Source organism: Candidatus Accumulibacter cognatus (assembly GCF_000584975.1).
Lineage (GTDB): Bacteria > Pseudomonadota > Gammaproteobacteria > Burkholderiales > Rhodocyclaceae > Accumulibacter > Accumulibacter cognatus.
The window spans coordinates 1-18,942 of the sequence record NZ_JDST02000103.1; the positions used below are offsets into that span (position 1 = coordinate 1).

Below are 18,942 nucleotides of genomic sequence, written 5' to 3' on the forward strand. Positions count from 1 at the left end.
GTCATACTGTTGTGCCCACTCCGCTAGCGTCTTGTCGCTCTTCAGCGCCGCCAGGGCCACTTGCGCCTTGAATGCCGGTGTGTGGTTCCGCCTCGTCCTTCTCGTCATGCTCTTGCTCCTGTTATAGCCGCTTCCGCAGCCGGTCGTGGGGGCAAGGCTACCACCTATCCTCCTGTCCGAATTTCCGGGGCCACCTCTTTCGCATTATTCGCGAGGGACTGGACAGGGCGGCGACCGACGATCTCAATCGCGCGGCAATTCGCGCCATCCAGGTCGACGGTCGTGCCTTCGTGACCGGAACTCTTTGGCATGGTCACGCAGCGATCCGCGCAGCATTCGACAACTGGCAAACCACGCTTCAAGACGTCCACATACTCCAGTTTGCCGTCACGCACGTTGCCAGCTTACTCTGACCGAGCTCAGGCCCGTTGTCTATCAAACCGGATCCGACCGCCGCCAGTCTTGCTATAGTTCACCCCCCTGTGTACCCCAACGCTGTGAATGCTTGTCCTTCTTCTACACGGGCGTTTTATTGCCGTCGAAAGCTTCCTGATGAGTCCCCTATTGAGTGAATCCCGGAACGAAAGTCAGTTCCCTCCCGAAATCCTGCGCGAAGTCGCCAGACGCCGCACCTTTGCCATCATCTCTCACCCCGACGCGGGCAAGACAACACTGACCGAAAAGCTGCTCCTGTTCGGCGGCGCCATTCAGCTTGCCGGAACCGTCAAGGGACGCAAGAGTGCTCGCCACGCCACCTCGGATTGGATGGAGGTCGAGAAGCAGCGCGGCATTTCGGTCACCAGTTCGGTGATGCAGTTCGAATACCAGCAACACACCATCAATCTGCTCGACACACCAGGCCACGAAGATTTTTCCGAAGACACCTACCGCGTCCTGACCGCCGTCGATGCCGCGGTGATGGTCATCGACGCCGCCAAGGGTGTCGAAGCGCAGACCATCAAGCTGCTCAACGTGTGCCGCATGCGCAATACACCGATCATCACTTTTGTCAACAAGTTCGACCGCGAGGTGCGCGAGCCCTTCGATCTGCTTGGAGAAATCGAATCGGTGCTCGGCATCGAATGCGCACCGATCACTTGGCCGATCGGCATGGGCAAGACCTTTCGCGGCGTCTATCACCTGTTGAACGACCGTCTGCTGCATTTTGCCGCTGGCGAGGAGCGGCGCAGTGAGTCGGAACTTCTCGACGGCCTTGATAACCCTCTCCTCGACACGCAGTTCCCTGCCGAGGTGGGCCAACTTCGTGAGGACGTCGATCTCATTCAGAGCGCTAGCAGCCCTTTCGATCTGGTCAGTTTTCTTGCCGGGCAACAGTCACCGGTATTCTTCGGGTCGGCAATCAACAACTTCGGCGTGCAGGAGATCCTGCAGGCGCTGCTCGACTGGGCGCCACCACCACAGGGGCGTGATGGTGGCAAACGTCTGGTGCAACCCGGAGAGGCGACTTTCAGTGGCTTCGTTTTCAAGATTCAGGCCAACATGGACCCCAAGCACCGCGACCGGATCGCTTTCTTCCGCGTCTGCTCCGGCCGCTACGCACCGGGAATGAAAGTCAAACACCTTCGCCTCGATCGCGAGATGAAACTGGCCAATGTGCTGACCTTCATGGCCAACGAGCGGCTGCTGATGGAAGACGCCGTTGCCGGCGACATCATCGGCATCCACAACCACGGGAACCTGCATATCGGCGATTGCCTGAGCGAAGGTGAAGTCTTGGGTTTCAAGGGCATCCCCTATTTCTCCCCGGAACTTTTTCGCGCAGCGCGGCTGCGCGACCCACTGAAAAGCAAGCAGTTGCTGAAAGGTCTACAGGAACTTGGCGAAGAGGGAGCGATCCAGGTCTTCGAAAACCTCGCCAGCGGCGCACTCTTGCTGGGCGCTGTCGGCAATCTGCAATTCGAGGTCGTCGCACACCGCTTACAAACCGAGTACAAGGTCGATGCCATTTTCGAATCGGCCGATATTTACACGGCGCGCTGGCTGACTTTTCCCGACGATGCAACAAGACGCAATTTCGAGCGCGAACAGCTCCACCGCATGGCCAAGGATGTCGACGGCAATCCGGTCTACCTCGCAAGTACGCGCTACAACCTCGAGGTGACGAGTGAGAAATGGGCAAGGGTTGGCTTCCACGACACGCGCGAACACGGGCAACTGTTCGTCTGACTCCTTCTACCCCATCCTCAACGCGGCAGGCTCTTTCCAGCTACGTAACTAAGAGCATCAGAACCCTACTCAATTCACTACATCGACTTCCAGATTATAGAAACGAGGCGGCCCATTGTCCGATACACAGCAACTCCTGAGCTTTCTTGAGGCGCGCATCCTCGGCGTCCTGATTGAAAAGGAAAAGACGACACCTGACAGCTATCCGCTGACGCTCAACAGCCTGACCCTCGGCTGCAACCAGAAAACCGCTCGTGAACCGGTGATCATCGTCCCGGATAGCGAGGTGCAGATGGCACTCGAAGAACTGCGCGGCCGCGTTCTGGTGCTCGAAACCTATGGTGCATCGGGTCGTGTCCTGCGTTATGCACAGAATTTTGGCAAGGTGTACGGCGTACCGCCGGCAAGCGTGGCGCTACTCGCGATGCTGGTGTTGCGCGGCGCTCAGACGGTCAGCGAGTTGCGCGCCAACTGCGAGCGACTGTACCGCTTTGATGACAGCTCCTCGGTGGAAGCTTATTTGCAGGAACTAGCTGAGCGCCGCAGCGGTGCCCTGGTCATCCGGTTGCCCAGACAGGCGGGTTCCCGCGAGCATCGCTGGGCGCACTTGCTCTGCGGCGCAGTCACCCCACCGTCCGACGAACTTTCTCGTGAGAGAGGTTCTGTGCGGAGGGAACTTGAAGAACGAGTGACACGCCTTGAGGTACAGGTCGCCGAACTACAGGCTGCCCTCAAGGATCTCCTCTAACGGTCTCATGACTTACCACAAATCACCAGCCGCCTAGCAGCGCTTTTTCGGCCCAAAACAGCCCGGTGATGGTCTTGGCATCCGTAATGGTGCCGCTGCACACCGCTGCCAGCGCCTCATCCAGCGGCAGGCTGAGGAGATCCATGAACTCGCCGCTGTCGAGATTCTGGTCTGCTTCGCGTTGTAAACCGCGAGCGAGAAACATCTCGATCCGCTCATCCGAATAGCCGACGCAGGGGTGCATCACTCCGAGGTAACGCCATTCTGCCGCCCGGAAGCCGGTCTCTTCGAGCAACTCACGACAGGCGGTGGAAAGGATGTCCTCACCGGGATCAATCTTGCCAGCCGGCAACTCAAGGAAAGAACGGCTGAGAGGATATCGATACTGACGCACGAAGAGGAGTTGACCATCATCAAGCTCGGCGATGATCGCTACCGCACCCTGGTGTCGCACGTATTCTCGCACGCACTCCCTACCGTCTGGCAGCAGAACCCGGTCACGGCGCAGATCCAGCAACTTGCCGCTGAAGATCTGCGTGCTCTCAAGAGTCTCTTCATGGAGATGTGGATATTCGTCTTCCATTTCTTGAATTCCTTTGATTCCGCAATTGCCAACGCTAATGACGAATAGAGACACCCGCTTTAGTGACAATCATGACCGTTTTCCTCACCTTCGGTTCCCCTCCCGCAACCAAACGCATCAAGATTGGTGAATTGCGAACGCAACCTCGGCCATGAAAACGCCCCGACTGGCGGGGCGTTCCGGTAAGGATTAATAGATAATACTGTCAAAGCGAGCGCAACAGTGCAAAAGCACAGAGCGACATCAGCACCTGCGGAAAGATCCCGAGCAGAGCAACCGCCAAGCCATTGGCCGACATCAGTATCTTGACATCGAGTGGCGCTACGATCGGCATGGGGTTGGTCGGCTGATCAAAGTACATGATCTTGACGACGCGCAGATAGTAAAAGCAACCGATCAGCGAAAACATGATTGCGACGATGGCCAGCCACAGGTAGCCTGCGGCAACCACCGCCTGCAGTACTGAGAACTTGGCAAAGAAACCGACGAAGAACGGTACGCCCGCCATCGAGAACATCATCATCATCATCATCCCGGCGAACCACGGGCTACGCTTGTTGAGTCCCTTGAAGTCGTCAATTTCATCCGATTCGAAACCGGCCCGCGCCAACAAAAGAATCATGCCGAAGGTCCCGGCACTGGTCAGCACATAGGTAATGACATAAAACATCGATGAACTGTAGGCATTGAGTGCGAAACGCGCGTCACCACCGACCACGCCGGTGACCATTCCGAGCAGCATGAAACCCATGTGCGAAATAGCCGAATAGGCCAGCATCCGCTTCAGGTTGGTCTGCGCAATGGCGGCAATGTTACCAATGGCCATCGACAGTACCGAAAGCAAGATCAACATCGTCTGCCAATCCGCGGAAAGGACGATCAGCCCGTTGACCAGTAGGCGGATGACCATCGCAAACGCCGCCAATTTTGGTGCGGTAGCAATGAACAGGGTCACTGCCGTCGGTGCGCCATGGTAGACATCCGGAATCCACATGTGGAACGGCACCACCCCCAGCTTGAAAGCCACCCCCGAGACCAGGAAGACGATGCCGAAAACTAGGATCGTCTGGTCAGCCTGCCCCATGAACAGGCGCTCGGCAACGGCGGTAATTTCCAGGGTACCAGTCGCGCCATAGATCATCGACATGCCGTACAGGAGGAGTCCAGAAGCCAGCGCGCCCAGGACAAAATACTTCATCGCGGCCTCGGTTGCCGGAACCGAATCACGATTCATCGCCACCATTGCGTAAAGTGAGAGCGACAGCAATTCCAGACCAATATAGACAGTGACAAAATGGTTCGCTGAAATCATCACCATCATGCCCAGGGTGGCAAAAAGCGCCAGAGCATAATACTCGCCCTTGGCCATCTGCTCGCGCTCGAGGATATAGCCTCGGGAATAGAACAGAACCACCATCACCGTCAGATAAAGAAGCAGCTTCAACAGGTCAGCCATCAGGTCAGCGACGTACATATTGCTGAAGGTGTAGCTGATCTCACCCGTACTCATCGAAAAGGTGATCACTGCCGCGACGACCAGGGTCAACTGGGTGGCGACGAAAGTTGCTGTGCGCTTCCTGTCCTTGGCCAGGAGATCGAACATGAGGATCAGGCAAGCCATCAGCAAGATGAAGATCTCCGCAGCTGCGATGCGAAGGTCCGGCGTCAGGAACTGCATTTCGGCAAGAGTCATAGCGGCTACCAGTTATTGGATCTTGCTGAGGGCGACGTGACGCAGCAGCTCATTGACCGAGCTGTGCATGACTTCAGTAAAGGGTTGCGGATAGAGACCCATGCCCAATGCGCCAACGGCGAAGAGGACAAAGATCAGAAATTCTCGTGCATTGATATCGGCCAGTTCGGCCACATGGTGATTGGCCACTGCCCCAAACACCACTCGCTTGTACATCCACAGCGTATAGGCAGCACCGACAATCATGGTCGAAGCGGCGGCAAAAGCTACCCAGAAATGGTGATCGACGGCTGCAAGAATGACCATGAACTCGCCAACAAAGCCCGAGGTGGCCGGCAGACCGGCATTGGCCATCGCAAAAAGCATGAAGAATGCGGAAAATTTGGGCATCATGTTGACCACACCGCCGTAATCCGCAATCTGCCGTGAATGCGCCCGATCGTACATGACTCCGATCGAGAAGAACATCGCGCCCGACACAAAACCGTGCGAGATCATCTGCACCAGCGCGCCTTCGACACCCATGGGGCTGAAGATGAAGAACCCAAGGGTCACAAAACCCATATGGGCAATCGAGGAATATGCGACGAGCTTCTTCATGTCCTCCTGTGCGAGGGCAACGAAGCCAATATAGATGATGGCAATCAGCGACAGCGCAATCACCAGGCCTGCAAGGGTATGCGAAGCGTCCGGGGTAATCGGCAGCGAGAAACGAAGAAAGCCATATGCGCCAAGTTTAAGGGCGATCGCCGCCAGCACGATCGATCCCCCCGTCGGCGCCTCGACGTGCGCGTCGGGCAACCAGGTATGTACCGGCCACATCGGCACCTTGACCGCAAACGCCACCAGGAAGGCCAGGAACAGCCAGTTCTGCGCAGTCATGCCGATCGGCAACTGGTGCCAGTCGAGAATCGAGAAGCTGCCTCCGGAGGAGATGAACAGGTACAGCAGTGCGATCAGGAAGAGCAATGAACCGAAAAGGGTAAAGAGGAAGAACTTGAATGCCGCGTACACCCGTCTCGGGCCACCCCAGATGCCAATGATCAGGTACAGTGGAATCAGTGACGCTTCAAAGAAGACATAGAACAGCAGGCCATCGAGTGCCGAAAAAATGCCGTTCAACAACCCCGACATGATCAGGAAACCCGCGTTGTACTGCGCCACCTTGCTGTCGATGACCTGCCAGCCAGCAAGGACGACGGTCACCGTGATGAAGCTGTTGAGGATGACAAAAAGCATCGAGATGCCGTCAACACCCAAATGGTAGTTAACATTGAAACGAGGAATCCAGGTCTTCAGCTCGACAAACTGCATCGCCGGGGTGTGCATATCGAAACCGGTATACAGCGGAATCGTCACCAACAAGCCTGCAAGCGCCCCCATCAGCGAGAGCATCCGTGCCAGCGGTGCATTGCGATCGGAGCCCGTCGCCAGGACAACCAAACCGGCGAGAATCGGAACCCAGATGGCAAGAGAGAGAAGCGGCGTGCCTGACATATCGTTCCCAGTCTTTCTCTAGCTCAGGCGCGCGTGACCCACAGGGTCATCAAGACGAACACGCCGATAATCATCGTAAAAGCGTAGTGGTAAATGTGACCCGTCTGGAACAGACGAACCAGGGTCGCAAACCAGCCCACGAGGTGTACAGAACCATTGACGATGATGCCGTCGATCAGGCCAGCGTCGCCACCCTTCCAGAGTCCTCGACCGAGCAGGCGTGCGCCACCGGCAAAGAACACGTCGTTGAACTTGTCAAAGTAATATTTGTTGTCAAGCAGGGTGTATAGAAATCCGCAGCGAGCCTTGATGGTTTCCGGAATGTCCGGCCGCTTCAAGTACAGGAACCAGGCCAGAGCCACACCGAGGAAGGCCAGCCAGAAGACCGCAGTGGTGACTGCATGTGTCGCCATGGCGAAAGCACCATGGAAGTGATGCGCCAGTTCCTCGACGACCGGATGCGCCTTGGCATCAATGAAGATCGCGCCCTTGAAGTAGTCGCCAAACAGCATCGGCTCGATCGCAATATAGCCGATGATCACAGAGGGGATTGCCAGCATGACCAGGGGCAAGGTCACCACCCACGGCGTCTCGTGCGGCTTCTGACCTGGAGCCAGGCCATGGTGCTCGGCATGCGCGTCATCTGCCGGATGCGCGTGCTCGTCATGCGTCGCATGGTGTTCTGATTTGCCGTGCGCGGCATGATGGTCATGGGGTGCTGCCTTGCCGAAGCGCTCCTGGCCATGAAACACCAGGAAATACATCCGGAACGAGTAAAAAGCAGTGACGAACACGCCAGCCATCACGGCAACATAGGCAAAACCGGCGCCCGGAATGTGCGACAGGGCGACGGCTTCAATGATCGAATCCTTGGAATAGAAGCCAGCAAAGAAAGGGGTGCCGATCAGTGCCAGAGAACCGATCAGAGAGGTCATCCAGGTGATCGGCATATATTTGCGCAGCCCCCCCATGTTGCGGATGTCCTGATCATGGTGCATGCCGATGATCACCGAACCGGCGGCGAGGAATAACAGCGCCTTGAAGAACGCATGCGTCATCAGATGAAAGATCGCCACGGAATAAGCAGAGACGCCAAGCGCGACGGTCATGTAACCAAGCTGGGAAAGCGTCGAATAGGCCACGACGCGCTTGATGTCATTCTGGATGATACCGAGGAAACCCATGAACAGTGCCGTGATCGAACCGATGACGACGACGAAGGACAGCGCCGTATCGGAAAGCTCGAACAGGGGTGACATGCGAGCCACCATGAAGATGCCTGCAGTCACCATCGTCGCTGCATGGATCAGCGCAGAGATCGGTGTTGGACCTTCCATTGAATCGGGTAGCCAGACATGCAGGGGAACCTGCGCCGACTTGCCCATCGCGCCGATGAACAACAGGATGCAGATCGCCGTCATCAACGCCACCCCCTGGCCTTCGCCAAACAGCGCGAGGTTGGTATGAGCGGCCAATTCCGGAGCCTTGGCGAAAACAGCGGCGTAATCGAGTGTACCGAAGTGAGCAAGCACCAGACCGATGCCCAGGATGAAACCGAAGTCCCCGACGCGGTTGACCAGGAATGCTTTCAAGTTGGCGAAGATCGCCGTCGGCCGGGTATACCAGAAACCGATCAGCAAGTAGGAAACCAGGCCAACGGCCTCCCAGCCGAAAAAGAGCTGCATGAAGTTGTTGCTCATCACGAGCATCAGCATCGAGAACGTGAACAGGGCAATGTAGCTGAAGAAACGGTTGTATCCAGGATCGTCCTGCATGTAGCCGATGGTGTAGATATGCACCATCAGAGAAACGGAAGTGACTACCAGCATCATGGTGACCGTCAGTTGATCGATCAGGAAACCCACCTCGAAATGATAGTCCCCTGACGACAGCCACTGGTACACCGGGCCGTTGTAGGTATTGCCGGCCATCACGTCCTTGAAGATCACGTACGACACGAGGCAGGCGATCGCCACCCCGCCAGTAGTCACGGTATGCGCCACCCAGCGCGGAATCACACGGCAGAACAGGCCAGCAATGATGGCACCCACCAGCGGGGCCAGAGGAACCAGCAGGTAGAGCTTTTGCATTTCCATGTCAACCCTTCAGGCTGCCCAGATCATCCACGTGGATGGTCTTGAGATTGCGGAACAGCACCACGAGAATCGCCAGCCCGATTGCCGACTCGGCTGCAGCAACGGTCAGGATGAAGAACACGAAGACCTGTCCGGCGAGATCCTGCAAATAGTGGGAAAAGGCGATGAAATTCATGTTCACTGCCAGCAGCATCAACTCGATCGACATTAATATGATGATCAGATTTTTGCGGTTGAGAAAGATGCCGACGACGCTGATCGCGAACAGAATCGCGCCCAGGATCAAAAAATGGGACAGTGTAAGCAAAGTACCTCCCTGATTCCTTCTGCATGGGGTGGGACATTTCACCACCCCCTCTTTTTCAGTCTTGTGGTGCTGCTGTCAAACCGCTTGCTCAGTCGCGCTTTTCCGCGGGCATCTGCAGCACGCGCACACGATCCCGGGCTTTCACGAAAACCTGCTGCGACGCATCGACCGACTTGTTCTTGCGCTTCTCGCGCTGTGTCAGTGCCACTGCGGCAACAATCCCGACGAGCAGAATGACCGACGCCAGTTCGAAGGGATACATATATTCGGTGAACATCAACCGCCCGACAGCCTGGACGTTGCTGGCGTCAGAGGCCGCTTGTGGGACGCTGCTCTCGAATAGCCCCAGGTAATTCCCCCCAAGTACAAGGGCCATTTCAGTGACCATCAGCAAGGCAATGATCGCTCCCAGAGGCAGGTAACTCCAGAATCCTTCACGCAGGCGATCGAGATTGATGTCGAGCATCATGACCACAAACAGGAAGAGCACCATCACTGCGCCGACATAGACCAGCACCAAGGCGATCGCCAGAAACTCAGCCTGCAACAGCATCCACACCCCGCTCGCGGAAAAGAACGCGAGCACCAGATAGAGCGCTGCATGCACCGGGTTGCGTGCGGTAATCACCCGTAACCCGGCAAACACCAGGATCGCCGAAAGAAAGTAAAAAACGAAGGTCTTGAATTCCATCGTATCGGCCTGTCAGCGGTATTTCGAGTCGAGTTCGCGGTCTTCAGCGATCTGCGCTTCGTAGCGGTCACCATTGGCCAGCAACATCGGCTTGGTGTAGTAGAGGTCGCCCCGTGTCTCCCCGTGGTACTCGAAAATCCGCGTTTCGACGATGGCATCGACCGGGCAGGCCTCTTCGCAGAAGCCACAGAAAATGCACTTCGTCAGGTCAATGTCGTAACGGGTAGTCCTCCGCGAACCATCCTCACGCTGATCCGACTCGATGGTAATGGCCATCGCCGGACAAACTGCCTCGCACAACTTGCAAGCAATACACCGCTCCTCACCATTTGGATAGCGTCGGAGCGCGTGCAGACCGCGAAAGCGGAAGCTCTGCGGTGTCTTTTCTTCCGGGTACTGCACGGTGATCTTGCGGGCAAACATGTAGCGCCCGGTCACCGACAAGCCCTTCAACAGCTCCTTGAGCAGGAGGCTGTTGAAAATTTCCTTCATCGAACCCATGACTAGCCTCTCACTTCCAGATGTTCAAGGGCGACATCATCCAGGTGCCGACCACGACCAGCCATATCAGGCACAACGGGATGAACACTTTCCAGCCCAGACGCATGATCTGGTCGTAGCGATAACGGGGAAAGGTAGCACGAACCCAGAGGAAGACGAACAGCACCGCGGAGATCTTCAGGAATAGCCACAGAATGCCATCCGGCAGGAAGCCCACCGGCGACAGCCAGCCGCCGAGAAACAGGATTGCCGTGAGCGTCGACACCAGGATCATGTTGGCATATTCGGCAAGGAAGAACACCGCAAAAGCCATTCCGGAATATTCAACGTGGAAGCCAACGATCTCGGATTCGCCTTCCGCCAGATCGAATGGCGCACGGTTGGTTTCGGCGACGATCGAGGTCAGATAAACGACAAACATCGGCAGCAGCGGCAACCAGTTCCACGACAGGAATCCCAGCCCCCGATCAACGAAATAGCCTCGCCCCTGGCCGTTCACAATGTCGCCGAGGTTGAGACTGTTCGAAACCATCAACACCACCACCAGAGCCAGCCCCATGGCAACTTCGTACGAAATCATCTGGGCTGCGGAGCGCATGCCCCCGAGAAAGGCATATTTCGAATTCGAAGACCATCCCGAAAGAATGATTCCATAGACGCCGATCGAGGTAATCGACATGATGTAGAGCAGGCTGGCGTTGACGTTCGCCAGGACCAGCGTGTCGTTGAACGGAACCACCGCCCAGGCAGCCAGCGCCGGCGCAAAGGCGAACATCGGCGCGAGCAGAAAGACACTCTTATCCGATCCAGTCGGAATGACGACCTCTTTCAACAACAGTTTCAGGCCATCGGCGATCGGCTGAATCAGCCCCCATGGACCGACACGGTTCGGGCCGATACGCACCTGCATCCAGCCGATCACCTTGCGTTCCCAGAAAGTCAGATAGGCAACGCAGAGCAGCAGTGGCGCGATGATCAGAACGATCTTGAGCAGGACCCAGACCAGCGGAAACACCGACCCGAAAATCCCTTGCAACAATCCCTGCAGCGCATCGATCATCATGCACGCTCCACGTTGATCGCACCGAACATTTCACCCAGCGCTGCTGTCGTCACATGCGCTGCCGCGACACGAACACAGCCCGCCGGTACTGTCTCGTCGGCCCTGGCGGTGAGAACAGCCTCGCCGTTCCCCTGCCGAAGGCGTACTGGAGCCCCGTCGGTGACAGCCAGCCTCGCTAGCGTTGCGGCATTCATGCGCGCTGTCGGAGCCACCGCATCACGCGTTTTCTGGAGTGCCGCAGCACGGCGAGCAAGTGGGTCGGCGAAATAGATCGGCACATCGGCAATGCGTTGCAACTCGCCAGCCGTCACCATCAATGACAGAGGAACGCCGCTAACACGGTTGTCGAGGCCGGCAACAAAGGTGGTTCCCGCGGGAACAATTTCGTCTCTTACCTGCTCGCTCGAGTTCTGGTCGAAACCAGCTAGCGCCAGCAGATTGCCCAACACACGCAGCACCTTCCAGCCGGGACGCGCATCGCCGAGAGGGCGAACGACCCCGGTGAAACTCTGGATACGACCTTCGGTGTTTACGAAGGACCCAGAAGTCTCGGTAAAAGGCGTGATCGGCAGCAGGACGTCGGCGTAGTCCTGTGCTGCACCGTCGCCGAATGGCGTCAACATGACGACTAACGCGGCTTCCTTGAGTGCGGCTACCGCCTGTTGCGGATCATAACAATCGAGTTCTGGCTCAACACCAAACAGGATATAGGCCTTGCGCGGTTGAGCGAACATCTCGTAAGCGTTGAGCGCGGTCGGCAAAGCCTTCGCGACATATCCACCCACACTGTTGGCCGCCTCTCCGATGAAGCCACAGGTAGCCCCTGTCAGCCGTGCGAGCTCGGCGGCCAGAACATGCAGTTGTGCCGCTTGTGGATGCTGCTCGGCGGCATTGCCGAGGAACACCGCCCGCTTCTCTCCATCGAGCAGACTCCTGGCAATCGCCTGGCAGGTTGCGCAAGGATCGATCGAATCCAGTCCGGCAGGTACGGCCTCGTTTTTCAACTGTGCGGCTGCCTTGACGATCGCAGCCAATGCAAGCGGCAGATTAGCGGGAGAAACGGTCAGCTGCGCATGCAGATTGATCAGCGAATCGTCGCCACTGGACGAGAGCAAGCTGACCTTGCCCCCTTTCTTGGCCAACTGACGCAAGCGCTGGGCGAACAGCGGATGATCCTTGCGCAGAAAGCTGCCCACCACCAACGCGGCGTCGAGGCTCTTGATTTCGGAGAGCTTGAGTCCGAGCCAGGGGACACCTCCCAGTTTACCGTCGGCCAAAAAATCGCGACGCCGCGGGCGAAAGTCGACGTTGCCGGAACCGAGACCATGCGTCAGTTTCTGCAGCAGGTAGAGTTCTTCGAGCGTCGACTGCGGCGAAGCCAGCCCCGCCAGCGATGCCGCGCCGCTGTTGCTGACGACATCCTTGAGGGCATGCGAAACGTAATCGAGGGCGACATTCCAGTCGACTTCGCGAAGCGCACCGTCGACACGAATCATTGGCCTGCCAAGTCTGGCCGGAGAATTCAGCGCTTCGTAGGAAAAACGTTCCTTGTCGGAAATCCAGCACTCGTTGACGTCTTCGTTGTCACGCGGCAGAACACGCATCACGACGTTGTTCTTGACCTGCACGGTCAGGTTGGCACCAATGCTGTCGTGCGGGCTGATCGAGCGGCGCCGGGACAACTCCCAGCTCCGTGCCGAGTAGCGGAACGGCCGTGAGGTCAGAGCACCTACCGGGCACAGGTCGATCATGTTGCCGGAAAGCTCGGAATCGACCGAACGACCGACAAAAGTAGTGATCTCCGAATGCATGTTGCGGTTGGCCATGCCGAGTTCCATCACGCCGGCAATTTCCTGCCCGAAGCGAACGCAGCGAGTGCAGTGGATGCAGCGTGCCATTTCCTGCATCGAGATCAGAGGACCGACATCCTTGTGGAAAACGACTCGCTTGTCTTCCTGAAAACGCGAGGCACTGCCGCCATAACCCACCGCCAGGTCCTGAAGCTGGCACTCGCCACCCTGATCGCAGATCGGGCAATCGAGCGGGTGATTGATCAGCAGGAATTCCATCACGCCTTTCTGCGCCTTGACCGCCAGCTCGGAATGGGTAAACACTTTCATGCCGTTGGTCACCGGGGTCGCACAGGCAGGCAGGGGCTTCGGCGCCTTTTCGACCTGCACCAGACACATCCGGCAGTTGGCCGCGATCGAGAGCTTCTTGTGATAACAGAAATGCGGGATATAAGCTCCCACTTGCTGTGCAGCATCCATGATGGTACTGCCATCGGGTACCTGTGCAACTTTGCCGTCGATTTCGATTTCCATCGTCTCGTACCCTAAACCGTTGCCGTAAAGAAGCCACTGCCGGCACGCTGCACATCAACGGGCACAAGGCACTTCTTGTGTTCAATGTGGTACGCGAACTCGTCGCGATAATGCTTGATGAAGCTCTGCACCGGCATCGAAGCGGCATCCCCAAGCGCGCAAATGGTGCGGCCCATGATGTTCGTGGTCACACTCTCGAGCAGATCGAGGTCGCCGGGGCGACCCTGGCCATTCTCGATGCGATGCACCACCTTGTAAAGCCAACTGGTTCCTTCACGGCATGGCGTGCACTGGCCGCAGGATTCTTCGTAATAGAAGAAAGACAGCCGCTCGAGTGCTTTCACCATGCAGGTCGTCTCGTCCATGATGATGACCGCGCCCGAACCCAGCATCGAACCTGCCTTGCTGATGCCATCGTAGTCCATGGTGGCATTCATCATCGTCGCCGCGGGAACGACTGGTGCCGAGGAACCGCCCGGAATGCAGGCCTTCAGTTTCCGGCCACCCCGCATGCCGCCCGCCATTTCAAGCAACGTGGCAAATGGCGTGCCGAGGGGAATTTCGTAGTTTCCTGGTCGATTGACGTGACCCGAAACCGAGAACAGCTTGGTTCCGCCGTTATTTGGCTTGCCGGCTTCGAGATAGGCCTCCCCGCCCAGATTCATGATGTACGGGATCGAGGCGAAGGTTTCGGTGTTGTTGATCGTGGTCGGCTTGCCATAGAGGCCGAATGACGCGGGGAAAGGCGGCTTGAAGCGCGGCTGCCCCTTCTTGCCCTCGATCGATTCAAGCAGTGCGGTTTCTTCGCCGCAGATATAGGCACCGTAGCCGTGATGCGCAAAGAGTTCGAAACTGACACCCGAGCCCAGCAGGTCGGAGCCGATAAAACCAGCGGCCCGAGCTTCATCGAGGGCTGCCTCGAAGCGCTCGTAGAGTTCCCAGATTTCGCCGTGGATGTAGTTGTAACCCCGCGCAGCACCCATCGCGTAGCCTGCGATGGCCATTCCCTCGATGACCGAATGCGGATTGTAGCGCAGGATGTCGCGATCCTTGAAGGTGCCTGGCTCGCCTTCGTCGGAATTGCACACCACATACTTGTCGCCGGGAAACGAGCGCGGCATGAAACTCCACTTTAGGCCCGTCGGAAATCCGGCACCGCCACGACCGCGCAGAACTGACTTCTTGACTTCGTTGATGACCTCGCTCTGTGGGATTTTTTGTTCGAGAACTCGCCGTAGCGCCGAGTAACCGCCACGCTTGACATAATCCGCCAGGTGCCAAGCCTTGTCACCGTCCAGACCGACGCTGAGCATCGGGTTGAGTGCGCCGAGAATCGCCATTACTTGAGCTCCGCCAACAGTTTGTCGATTTGCTCGGGATTCATCCAACTGCACATGCGACGGTTATTGACGATCATCACCGGCGCATCGCCACAAGCCCCCATGCACTCACCCTCCTTGAGCGTGATCAGGCCATCGGCAGTCGTTTCGTTATAACCGATTCCCAGCTTTTTCTGCAGGTATTCGCCGGCATCGACGCCGCCGCTGAGCATGCATGGCAGATTGGTACACACCGACACCTTATATTTGCCAACCGGCTTGAGATCGTACATGTTGTAGAAGGTCGCCACTTCGTAGGCGGCAACCGGTGCCATGCCGAGGTAGTTGGCCACCGCCTCGATGGCTTCGCTGGAGAGCCAGCCTTGCTGTTCCTGTGCGATGGCCAATGCCGCCATGACCGCCGACTGTTTCTGGTCAACCGGGTACTTGGCAATTTCGCGATCGATTCTCTTGAGGGATTCTGAAGTCAACATCAGCGGTCAATCTCGCCAAAAACAACGTCCTGCGAACCAATGATCGTCACCACGTCAGCCAGCATGTGACCGCGCACCATCTCGTCCATTGCCGACAGGTGCACATAACCCGGAGGACGGATCTTCAAGCGATAGGGCTTGTTGGCACCATCTGAAATCACGTAGATGCCGAACTCTCCCTTGGGGTGCTCGACTGCCGAATAGACTTCGCCTTCAGGCACATGCATACCTTCGGTGCAGAGCTTGAAGTGGTGGATCAATTCTTCCATGTTGGACTTCATGGCTTCGCGATCCGGCGGCGCAACCTTGTGATTGTCGGACATCACCGGGCCCGGGTTCTGCCGTAACCAGTCGATACACTGCTTGACGATCCGGTTGGACTGGCGCATCTCTTCCATGCGAACCAGATAGCGATCGTAGGAGTCGCCGGTAACACCGACCGGAATGTCGAAATCGATCCGGTCATAGACTTCGTAAGGCTGTTTCTTGCGCAGATCCCAGGCGATACCGGATCCCCGCAACATCGGTCCAGTAAAGCCGCGCTGCAGCGCCCGCTCCGGCGAGACGATGCCGACATTCACCAGACGCTGCTTCCAGATGCGGTTGTCGGTGAGCAACGTTTCGTACTCGTCGAGCAACTTCGGAAAGCGGCTTACGAAATCGTCAAGAAAATCCAGGAGGGAGCCGCTGCGAACGTCGTTGAAGGGCTTGATCTGGGCAGCACTCTTCCACTTCGATTCCTTATACTGCGCCATCCGATCCGGCAGATCACGGTAAACCCCGCCAGGCCGGTAGTAGGCAGCATGCATGCGTGCGCCCGAAACTGCTTCATAGGCATCGACCAGGTCCTCACGCTCCCGGAAGGCATAAAGCACCATGGTCATCGCACCAACGTCGAGGCCGTGACAACCAACCCAGAGCAGGTGGTTGAGAATACGGGTGATCTCGTCGAACATCACCCGGATATATTGGGCACGGATCGGCACCTCGATATTCAGGAGCCTTTCGATCGCCATGCAGTAAGCATGCTCGTTACACATCATCGACATGTAATCGAGGCGATCCATGTAGGGTACCGACTGGATCCAGGTCTTGTTCTCGGCCAGTTTTTCGGTCGCGCGGTGGAGCAGGCCGATGTGCGGATCGGCACGCATCACCACCTCACCGTCCAATTCAAGCACCATCCGCAGAACACCGTGCGCTGCCGGATGCTGCGGCCCGAAGTTCAGGGTGAAGTTGCGCAGTTCAGGCATTGTCAACGTTCCCGTAAGTCGCTTCGCGAACGATCCGCGGCGTTATCTCGCGCGGCTCGATAGTCACCGGCTGATAGATGACCCGCTGTTGTTCCGGGTCGTAGCGCATCTCGACATAACCTGAAACCGGAAAATCCTTGCGGAACGGATGTCCAATGAAGCCATAGTCGGTGAGGATGCGGCGCAGGTCTTCGTGCCCTGGAAAAACGATTCCAAACAGGTCGAAAGCCTCACGCTCAAACCAGTTGACGCTGTTCCAGACCGAGATGACCGAAGGCAGCGAGGGAAAATCGTCATCGGGTGCAAAGCAGCGAACGCGCAGCCGCCAGTTCCTCCTGACCGACAATAGGTGACTGACCGCAGCGAAACGCCGGCCTTCCCGCCGCACATTGCCATAGGTCCAATAATCGACGCCACAGAGGTCGATCAATTCTTCGAAACACAGTTCCGGCTCGTCGTGAAGAGTCTGCATCACCGTCAGGTAGTCGGTGGCATCGACCTCGATGGTCACTTCACCGAGCGCCACCTTCAGGGATTTGACTCGATCACCGAGATGCTTCTGCAAATTCTGGCTAAGCGCTTCCAGCGTGGCGAACATGGCTCACTCTCGGTTGGTTGTTTTCAGCGGGCGATGGTATTAGTCCGGCGAATCTTGTTCTGTAGCTGGATCAGGCCATAGATCAGCGCCTCGGCAGTCGGGGGACAACCCGGAACGTAGATGTCGACCGGAACGATCCGGTCGCAACCCCGCACCACGGAGTACGCATAATGATAGTAACCGCCACCATTGGCGCAGGAACCCATCGAAACCACCCAGCGCGGCTCGGCCATCTGATCGTAAACCTTACGCATGGCCGGCGCCATCTTGTTGGTCAGCGTCCCGGCAACAACCATCACATCGGACTGGCGCGGGCTGGGGCGGAAAACGATTCCGAAACGATCCAGATCATAGCGCGAGCAACCCGCATGAATCATCTCGATGGCGCAGCAGGCGAGCCCGAAGCTCATTGGCCAGATCGAACCCGTACGCACATAATTGATCAGCTTGTCGGCCGTGGTGGTGACGAAGCCTTCCTGAAGAATACCTTCAATGCCCATCACTCACTCCCAATCCAGAGCACCCTTGGCCCAGGCGTAGATGTAACCCACGACGAGGATGGCAATAAACACCAGCATCTCGATGAAACCGAACCACCGAACCGAATCTGTTTGTGTGATTTCCTTAAAGATCGTTGCCCAGGGCAGGAGAAAGGCCACTTCAAGGTCAAACAGGATGAAGATGATGGCGATCAGGTAATAACGCACATCGAACTTCATGCGCGCATCCTCAAAAGCCTCGAAACCACATTCGTAAGGGGAGAGCTTTTCGCTGTCCGGGCGATGCGGCGCAACCACCAGACCAGTCACGACGGGCGCAATACCAAAGGCAATGCCAACCAGTATGAAGACAAATACCGGGAAATAACTTTCCAGCATGATCCGCCCCACAAGTGCTTCATTTCAGACTACAGCCACCCAATTGAATGGCTTTTCCTGGTGCCGACGATGAGACTCGAACTCATACGACCGAAGTCACTACCCCCTCAAGATAGCGTGTATACCAATTTCACCACGTCGGCACGACCATGGCAGCAGGCGAGTTAACTAGGAACCCTTCTCTCTTGCCGCTGCCTTGAAACCAGATTACTTGGGAATATCCTTGGCTTTCGAATCGGGATTCGCCGGGCTTGTTCCCTGCTCAACACTACCCGCAGGCTGCGCTGAAACAGGGGCAGAGTTTACCGCATCCTGCATCACACTGCCAGTCGTTTTTGGTTTGCTTGAAGCCAGATAGGTGAGTGACAGGCTGGTCACAAAAAATGCTGTCGCCAGGATAGCCGTAGCGCGACTCAGGAAGTTGGCCGAACCAGTGGCGCCGAACAGGCTACCGGAAGCACCGCTGCCAAAAGCCGCGCCCATGTCGGCACCTTTGCCGTGCTGCACCAAGACTAGGCCGATGATGCCGATTGCCGCCAAAATGTGCACTACCAGCACCACAGAAAAAAGATAGTCCATATCACCTCTTGTTCGACCCGGCGCCACGCTGTCGCAGGCTGGGCCACGCCGAAAAAACCTGCAGATTATAGCCAGTTCGGTCAGCATGGGTCAATTGACATCTCCCAGAAGGGTGTGATTCAAAGTGATGC

General features: G+C 57.0%; 18 protein-coding genes and 1 tRNA gene. 2 read left to right on the plus strand and 17 right to left on the minus strand.

Going from position 1 to position 18,942, the window contains the following annotated elements; all coding sequences use genetic code 11:
* The first annotated feature begins 552 nt into the window (after positions 1-552).
* Positions 553-2,187 carry a peptide chain release factor 3 gene (locus AW06_RS17160; RefSeq protein WP_034952678.1) on the plus strand — a complete coding sequence of 545 codons (1,635 nt, stop codon included), beginning with the start codon at positions 553-555 and terminating at the stop codon, positions 2,185-2,187.
* A 115-nt stretch (positions 2,188-2,302) separates the two neighbouring features.
* Positions 2,303-2,935, plus strand: a complete 633-nt coding sequence (locus AW06_RS17165; RefSeq protein WP_034952653.1) for a YceH family protein — start codon at positions 2,303-2,305, stop codon at positions 2,933-2,935.
* Positions 2,936-2,957: 22 nt separating this feature from the next.
* Here AW06_RS17165 and AW06_RS17170 read toward each other — a convergent pair whose 3' ends face one another.
* The 17 genes from AW06_RS17170 to secG all read right to left on the minus strand — a co-directional run bounded on the left by AW06_RS17170 (position 2,958) and on the right by secG (position 18,811).
* Positions 2,958-3,518: an NUDIX hydrolase gene (locus AW06_RS17170; RefSeq protein ID WP_034952655.1), complete on the minus strand. Its 561-nt coding sequence runs from the start codon at positions 3,516-3,518 to the stop codon at positions 2,958-2,960.
* A gap of 205 nt (positions 3,519-3,723) precedes the next feature.
* Positions 3,724-5,196 (minus strand): NADH-quinone oxidoreductase subunit NuoN, encoded by a 1,473-nt coding sequence (gene nuoN / locus AW06_RS17175; RefSeq protein WP_034952680.1) that lies wholly within the window; start codon positions 5,194-5,196, stop codon positions 3,724-3,726.
* A 27-nt stretch (positions 5,197-5,223) separates the two neighbouring features.
* On the minus strand, positions 5,224-6,708 hold the full coding sequence (locus tag AW06_RS17180) for an NADH-quinone oxidoreductase subunit M (protein WP_034952658.1): 1,485 nt from the start codon (positions 6,706-6,708) through the stop codon (positions 5,224-5,226).
* Positions 6,709-6,731: 23 nt separating this feature from the next.
* A complete protein-coding gene (nuoL, locus tag AW06_RS17185; RefSeq protein WP_034952660.1) occupies positions 6,732-8,804 on the minus strand; it encodes an NADH-quinone oxidoreductase subunit L in 2,073 nt (690 codons plus the stop codon).
* A 1-nt stretch (position 8,805) separates the two neighbouring features.
* Positions 8,806-9,111 carry an NADH-quinone oxidoreductase subunit NuoK gene (gene nuoK / locus AW06_RS17190; protein ID WP_034924362.1) on the minus strand — a complete coding sequence of 102 codons (306 nt, stop codon included), beginning with the start codon at positions 9,109-9,111 and terminating at the stop codon, positions 8,806-8,808.
* A gap of 88 nt (positions 9,112-9,199) precedes the next feature.
* On the minus strand, positions 9,200-9,802 hold the full coding sequence (locus tag AW06_RS17195) for an NADH-quinone oxidoreductase subunit J (RefSeq protein WP_034952662.1): 603 nt from the start codon (positions 9,800-9,802) through the stop codon (positions 9,200-9,202).
* Positions 9,803-9,814: 12 nt separating this feature from the next.
* The gene (gene nuoI / locus AW06_RS17200) at positions 9,815-10,303 is read right to left on the minus strand and encodes an NADH-quinone oxidoreductase subunit NuoI (protein ID WP_034952664.1); all 489 of its coding nucleotides are present in this window, start codon (positions 10,301-10,303) and stop codon (positions 9,815-9,817) included.
* A gap of 10 nt (positions 10,304-10,313) precedes the next feature.
* Positions 10,314-11,366 carry an NADH-quinone oxidoreductase subunit NuoH gene (gene nuoH / locus AW06_RS17205; RefSeq protein WP_138678624.1) on the minus strand — a complete coding sequence of 351 codons (1,053 nt, stop codon included), beginning with the start codon at positions 11,364-11,366 and terminating at the stop codon, positions 10,314-10,316.
* Positions 11,363-13,690, minus strand: coding sequence for an NADH-quinone oxidoreductase subunit NuoG (nuoG, locus tag AW06_RS17210; RefSeq protein ID WP_034952666.1), 2,328 nt, complete (start codon positions 13,688-13,690; stop codon positions 11,363-11,365). The genes nuoH and nuoG overlap by 4 nt, the downstream gene beginning before the upstream one ends.
* A gap of 11 nt (positions 13,691-13,701) precedes the next feature.
* On the minus strand, positions 13,702-15,003 hold the full coding sequence (gene nuoF / locus AW06_RS17215; protein WP_034952684.1) for an NADH-quinone oxidoreductase subunit NuoF: 1,302 nt from the start codon (positions 15,001-15,003) through the stop codon (positions 13,702-13,704).
* Between the two features lie 26 nt (positions 15,004-15,029).
* Positions 15,030-15,503: an NADH-quinone oxidoreductase subunit NuoE gene (gene nuoE / locus AW06_RS17220; RefSeq protein WP_034952668.1), complete on the minus strand. Its 474-nt coding sequence runs from the start codon at positions 15,501-15,503 to the stop codon at positions 15,030-15,032.
* The gene (locus AW06_RS17225; RefSeq protein WP_034952670.1) at positions 15,503-16,756 is read right to left on the minus strand and encodes an NADH-quinone oxidoreductase subunit D; all 1,254 of its coding nucleotides are present in this window, start codon (positions 16,754-16,756) and stop codon (positions 15,503-15,505) included. Before AW06_RS17225 ends, nuoE begins: the two co-directional genes overlap by 1 nt.
* A complete protein-coding gene (locus AW06_RS17230; protein ID WP_034952672.1) occupies positions 16,749-17,354 on the minus strand; it encodes an NADH-quinone oxidoreductase subunit C in 606 nt (201 codons plus the stop codon). The genes AW06_RS17225 and AW06_RS17230 overlap by 8 nt, the downstream gene beginning before the upstream one ends.
* A gap of 23 nt (positions 17,355-17,377) precedes the next feature.
* A complete protein-coding gene (locus AW06_RS17235; RefSeq protein ID WP_034924343.1) occupies positions 17,378-17,854 on the minus strand; it encodes an NADH-quinone oxidoreductase subunit B in 477 nt (158 codons plus the stop codon).
* A 3-nt stretch (positions 17,855-17,857) separates the two neighbouring features.
* Complete coding sequence (locus tag AW06_RS17240; protein ID WP_034952675.1) at positions 17,858-18,232, minus strand: NADH-quinone oxidoreductase subunit A; 375 nt, start codon at positions 18,230-18,232, stop codon at positions 17,858-17,860.
* A 58-nt stretch (positions 18,233-18,290) separates the two neighbouring features.
* A tRNA-Leu gene (locus AW06_RS17245) sits at positions 18,291-18,375 on the minus strand.
* A gap of 64 nt (positions 18,376-18,439) precedes the next feature.
* Positions 18,440-18,811 (minus strand): preprotein translocase subunit SecG, encoded by a 372-nt coding sequence (secG, locus tag AW06_RS17250; RefSeq protein ID WP_034952677.1) that lies wholly within the window; start codon positions 18,809-18,811, stop codon positions 18,440-18,442.
* Positions 18,812-18,942 lie beyond the last annotated feature (131 nt).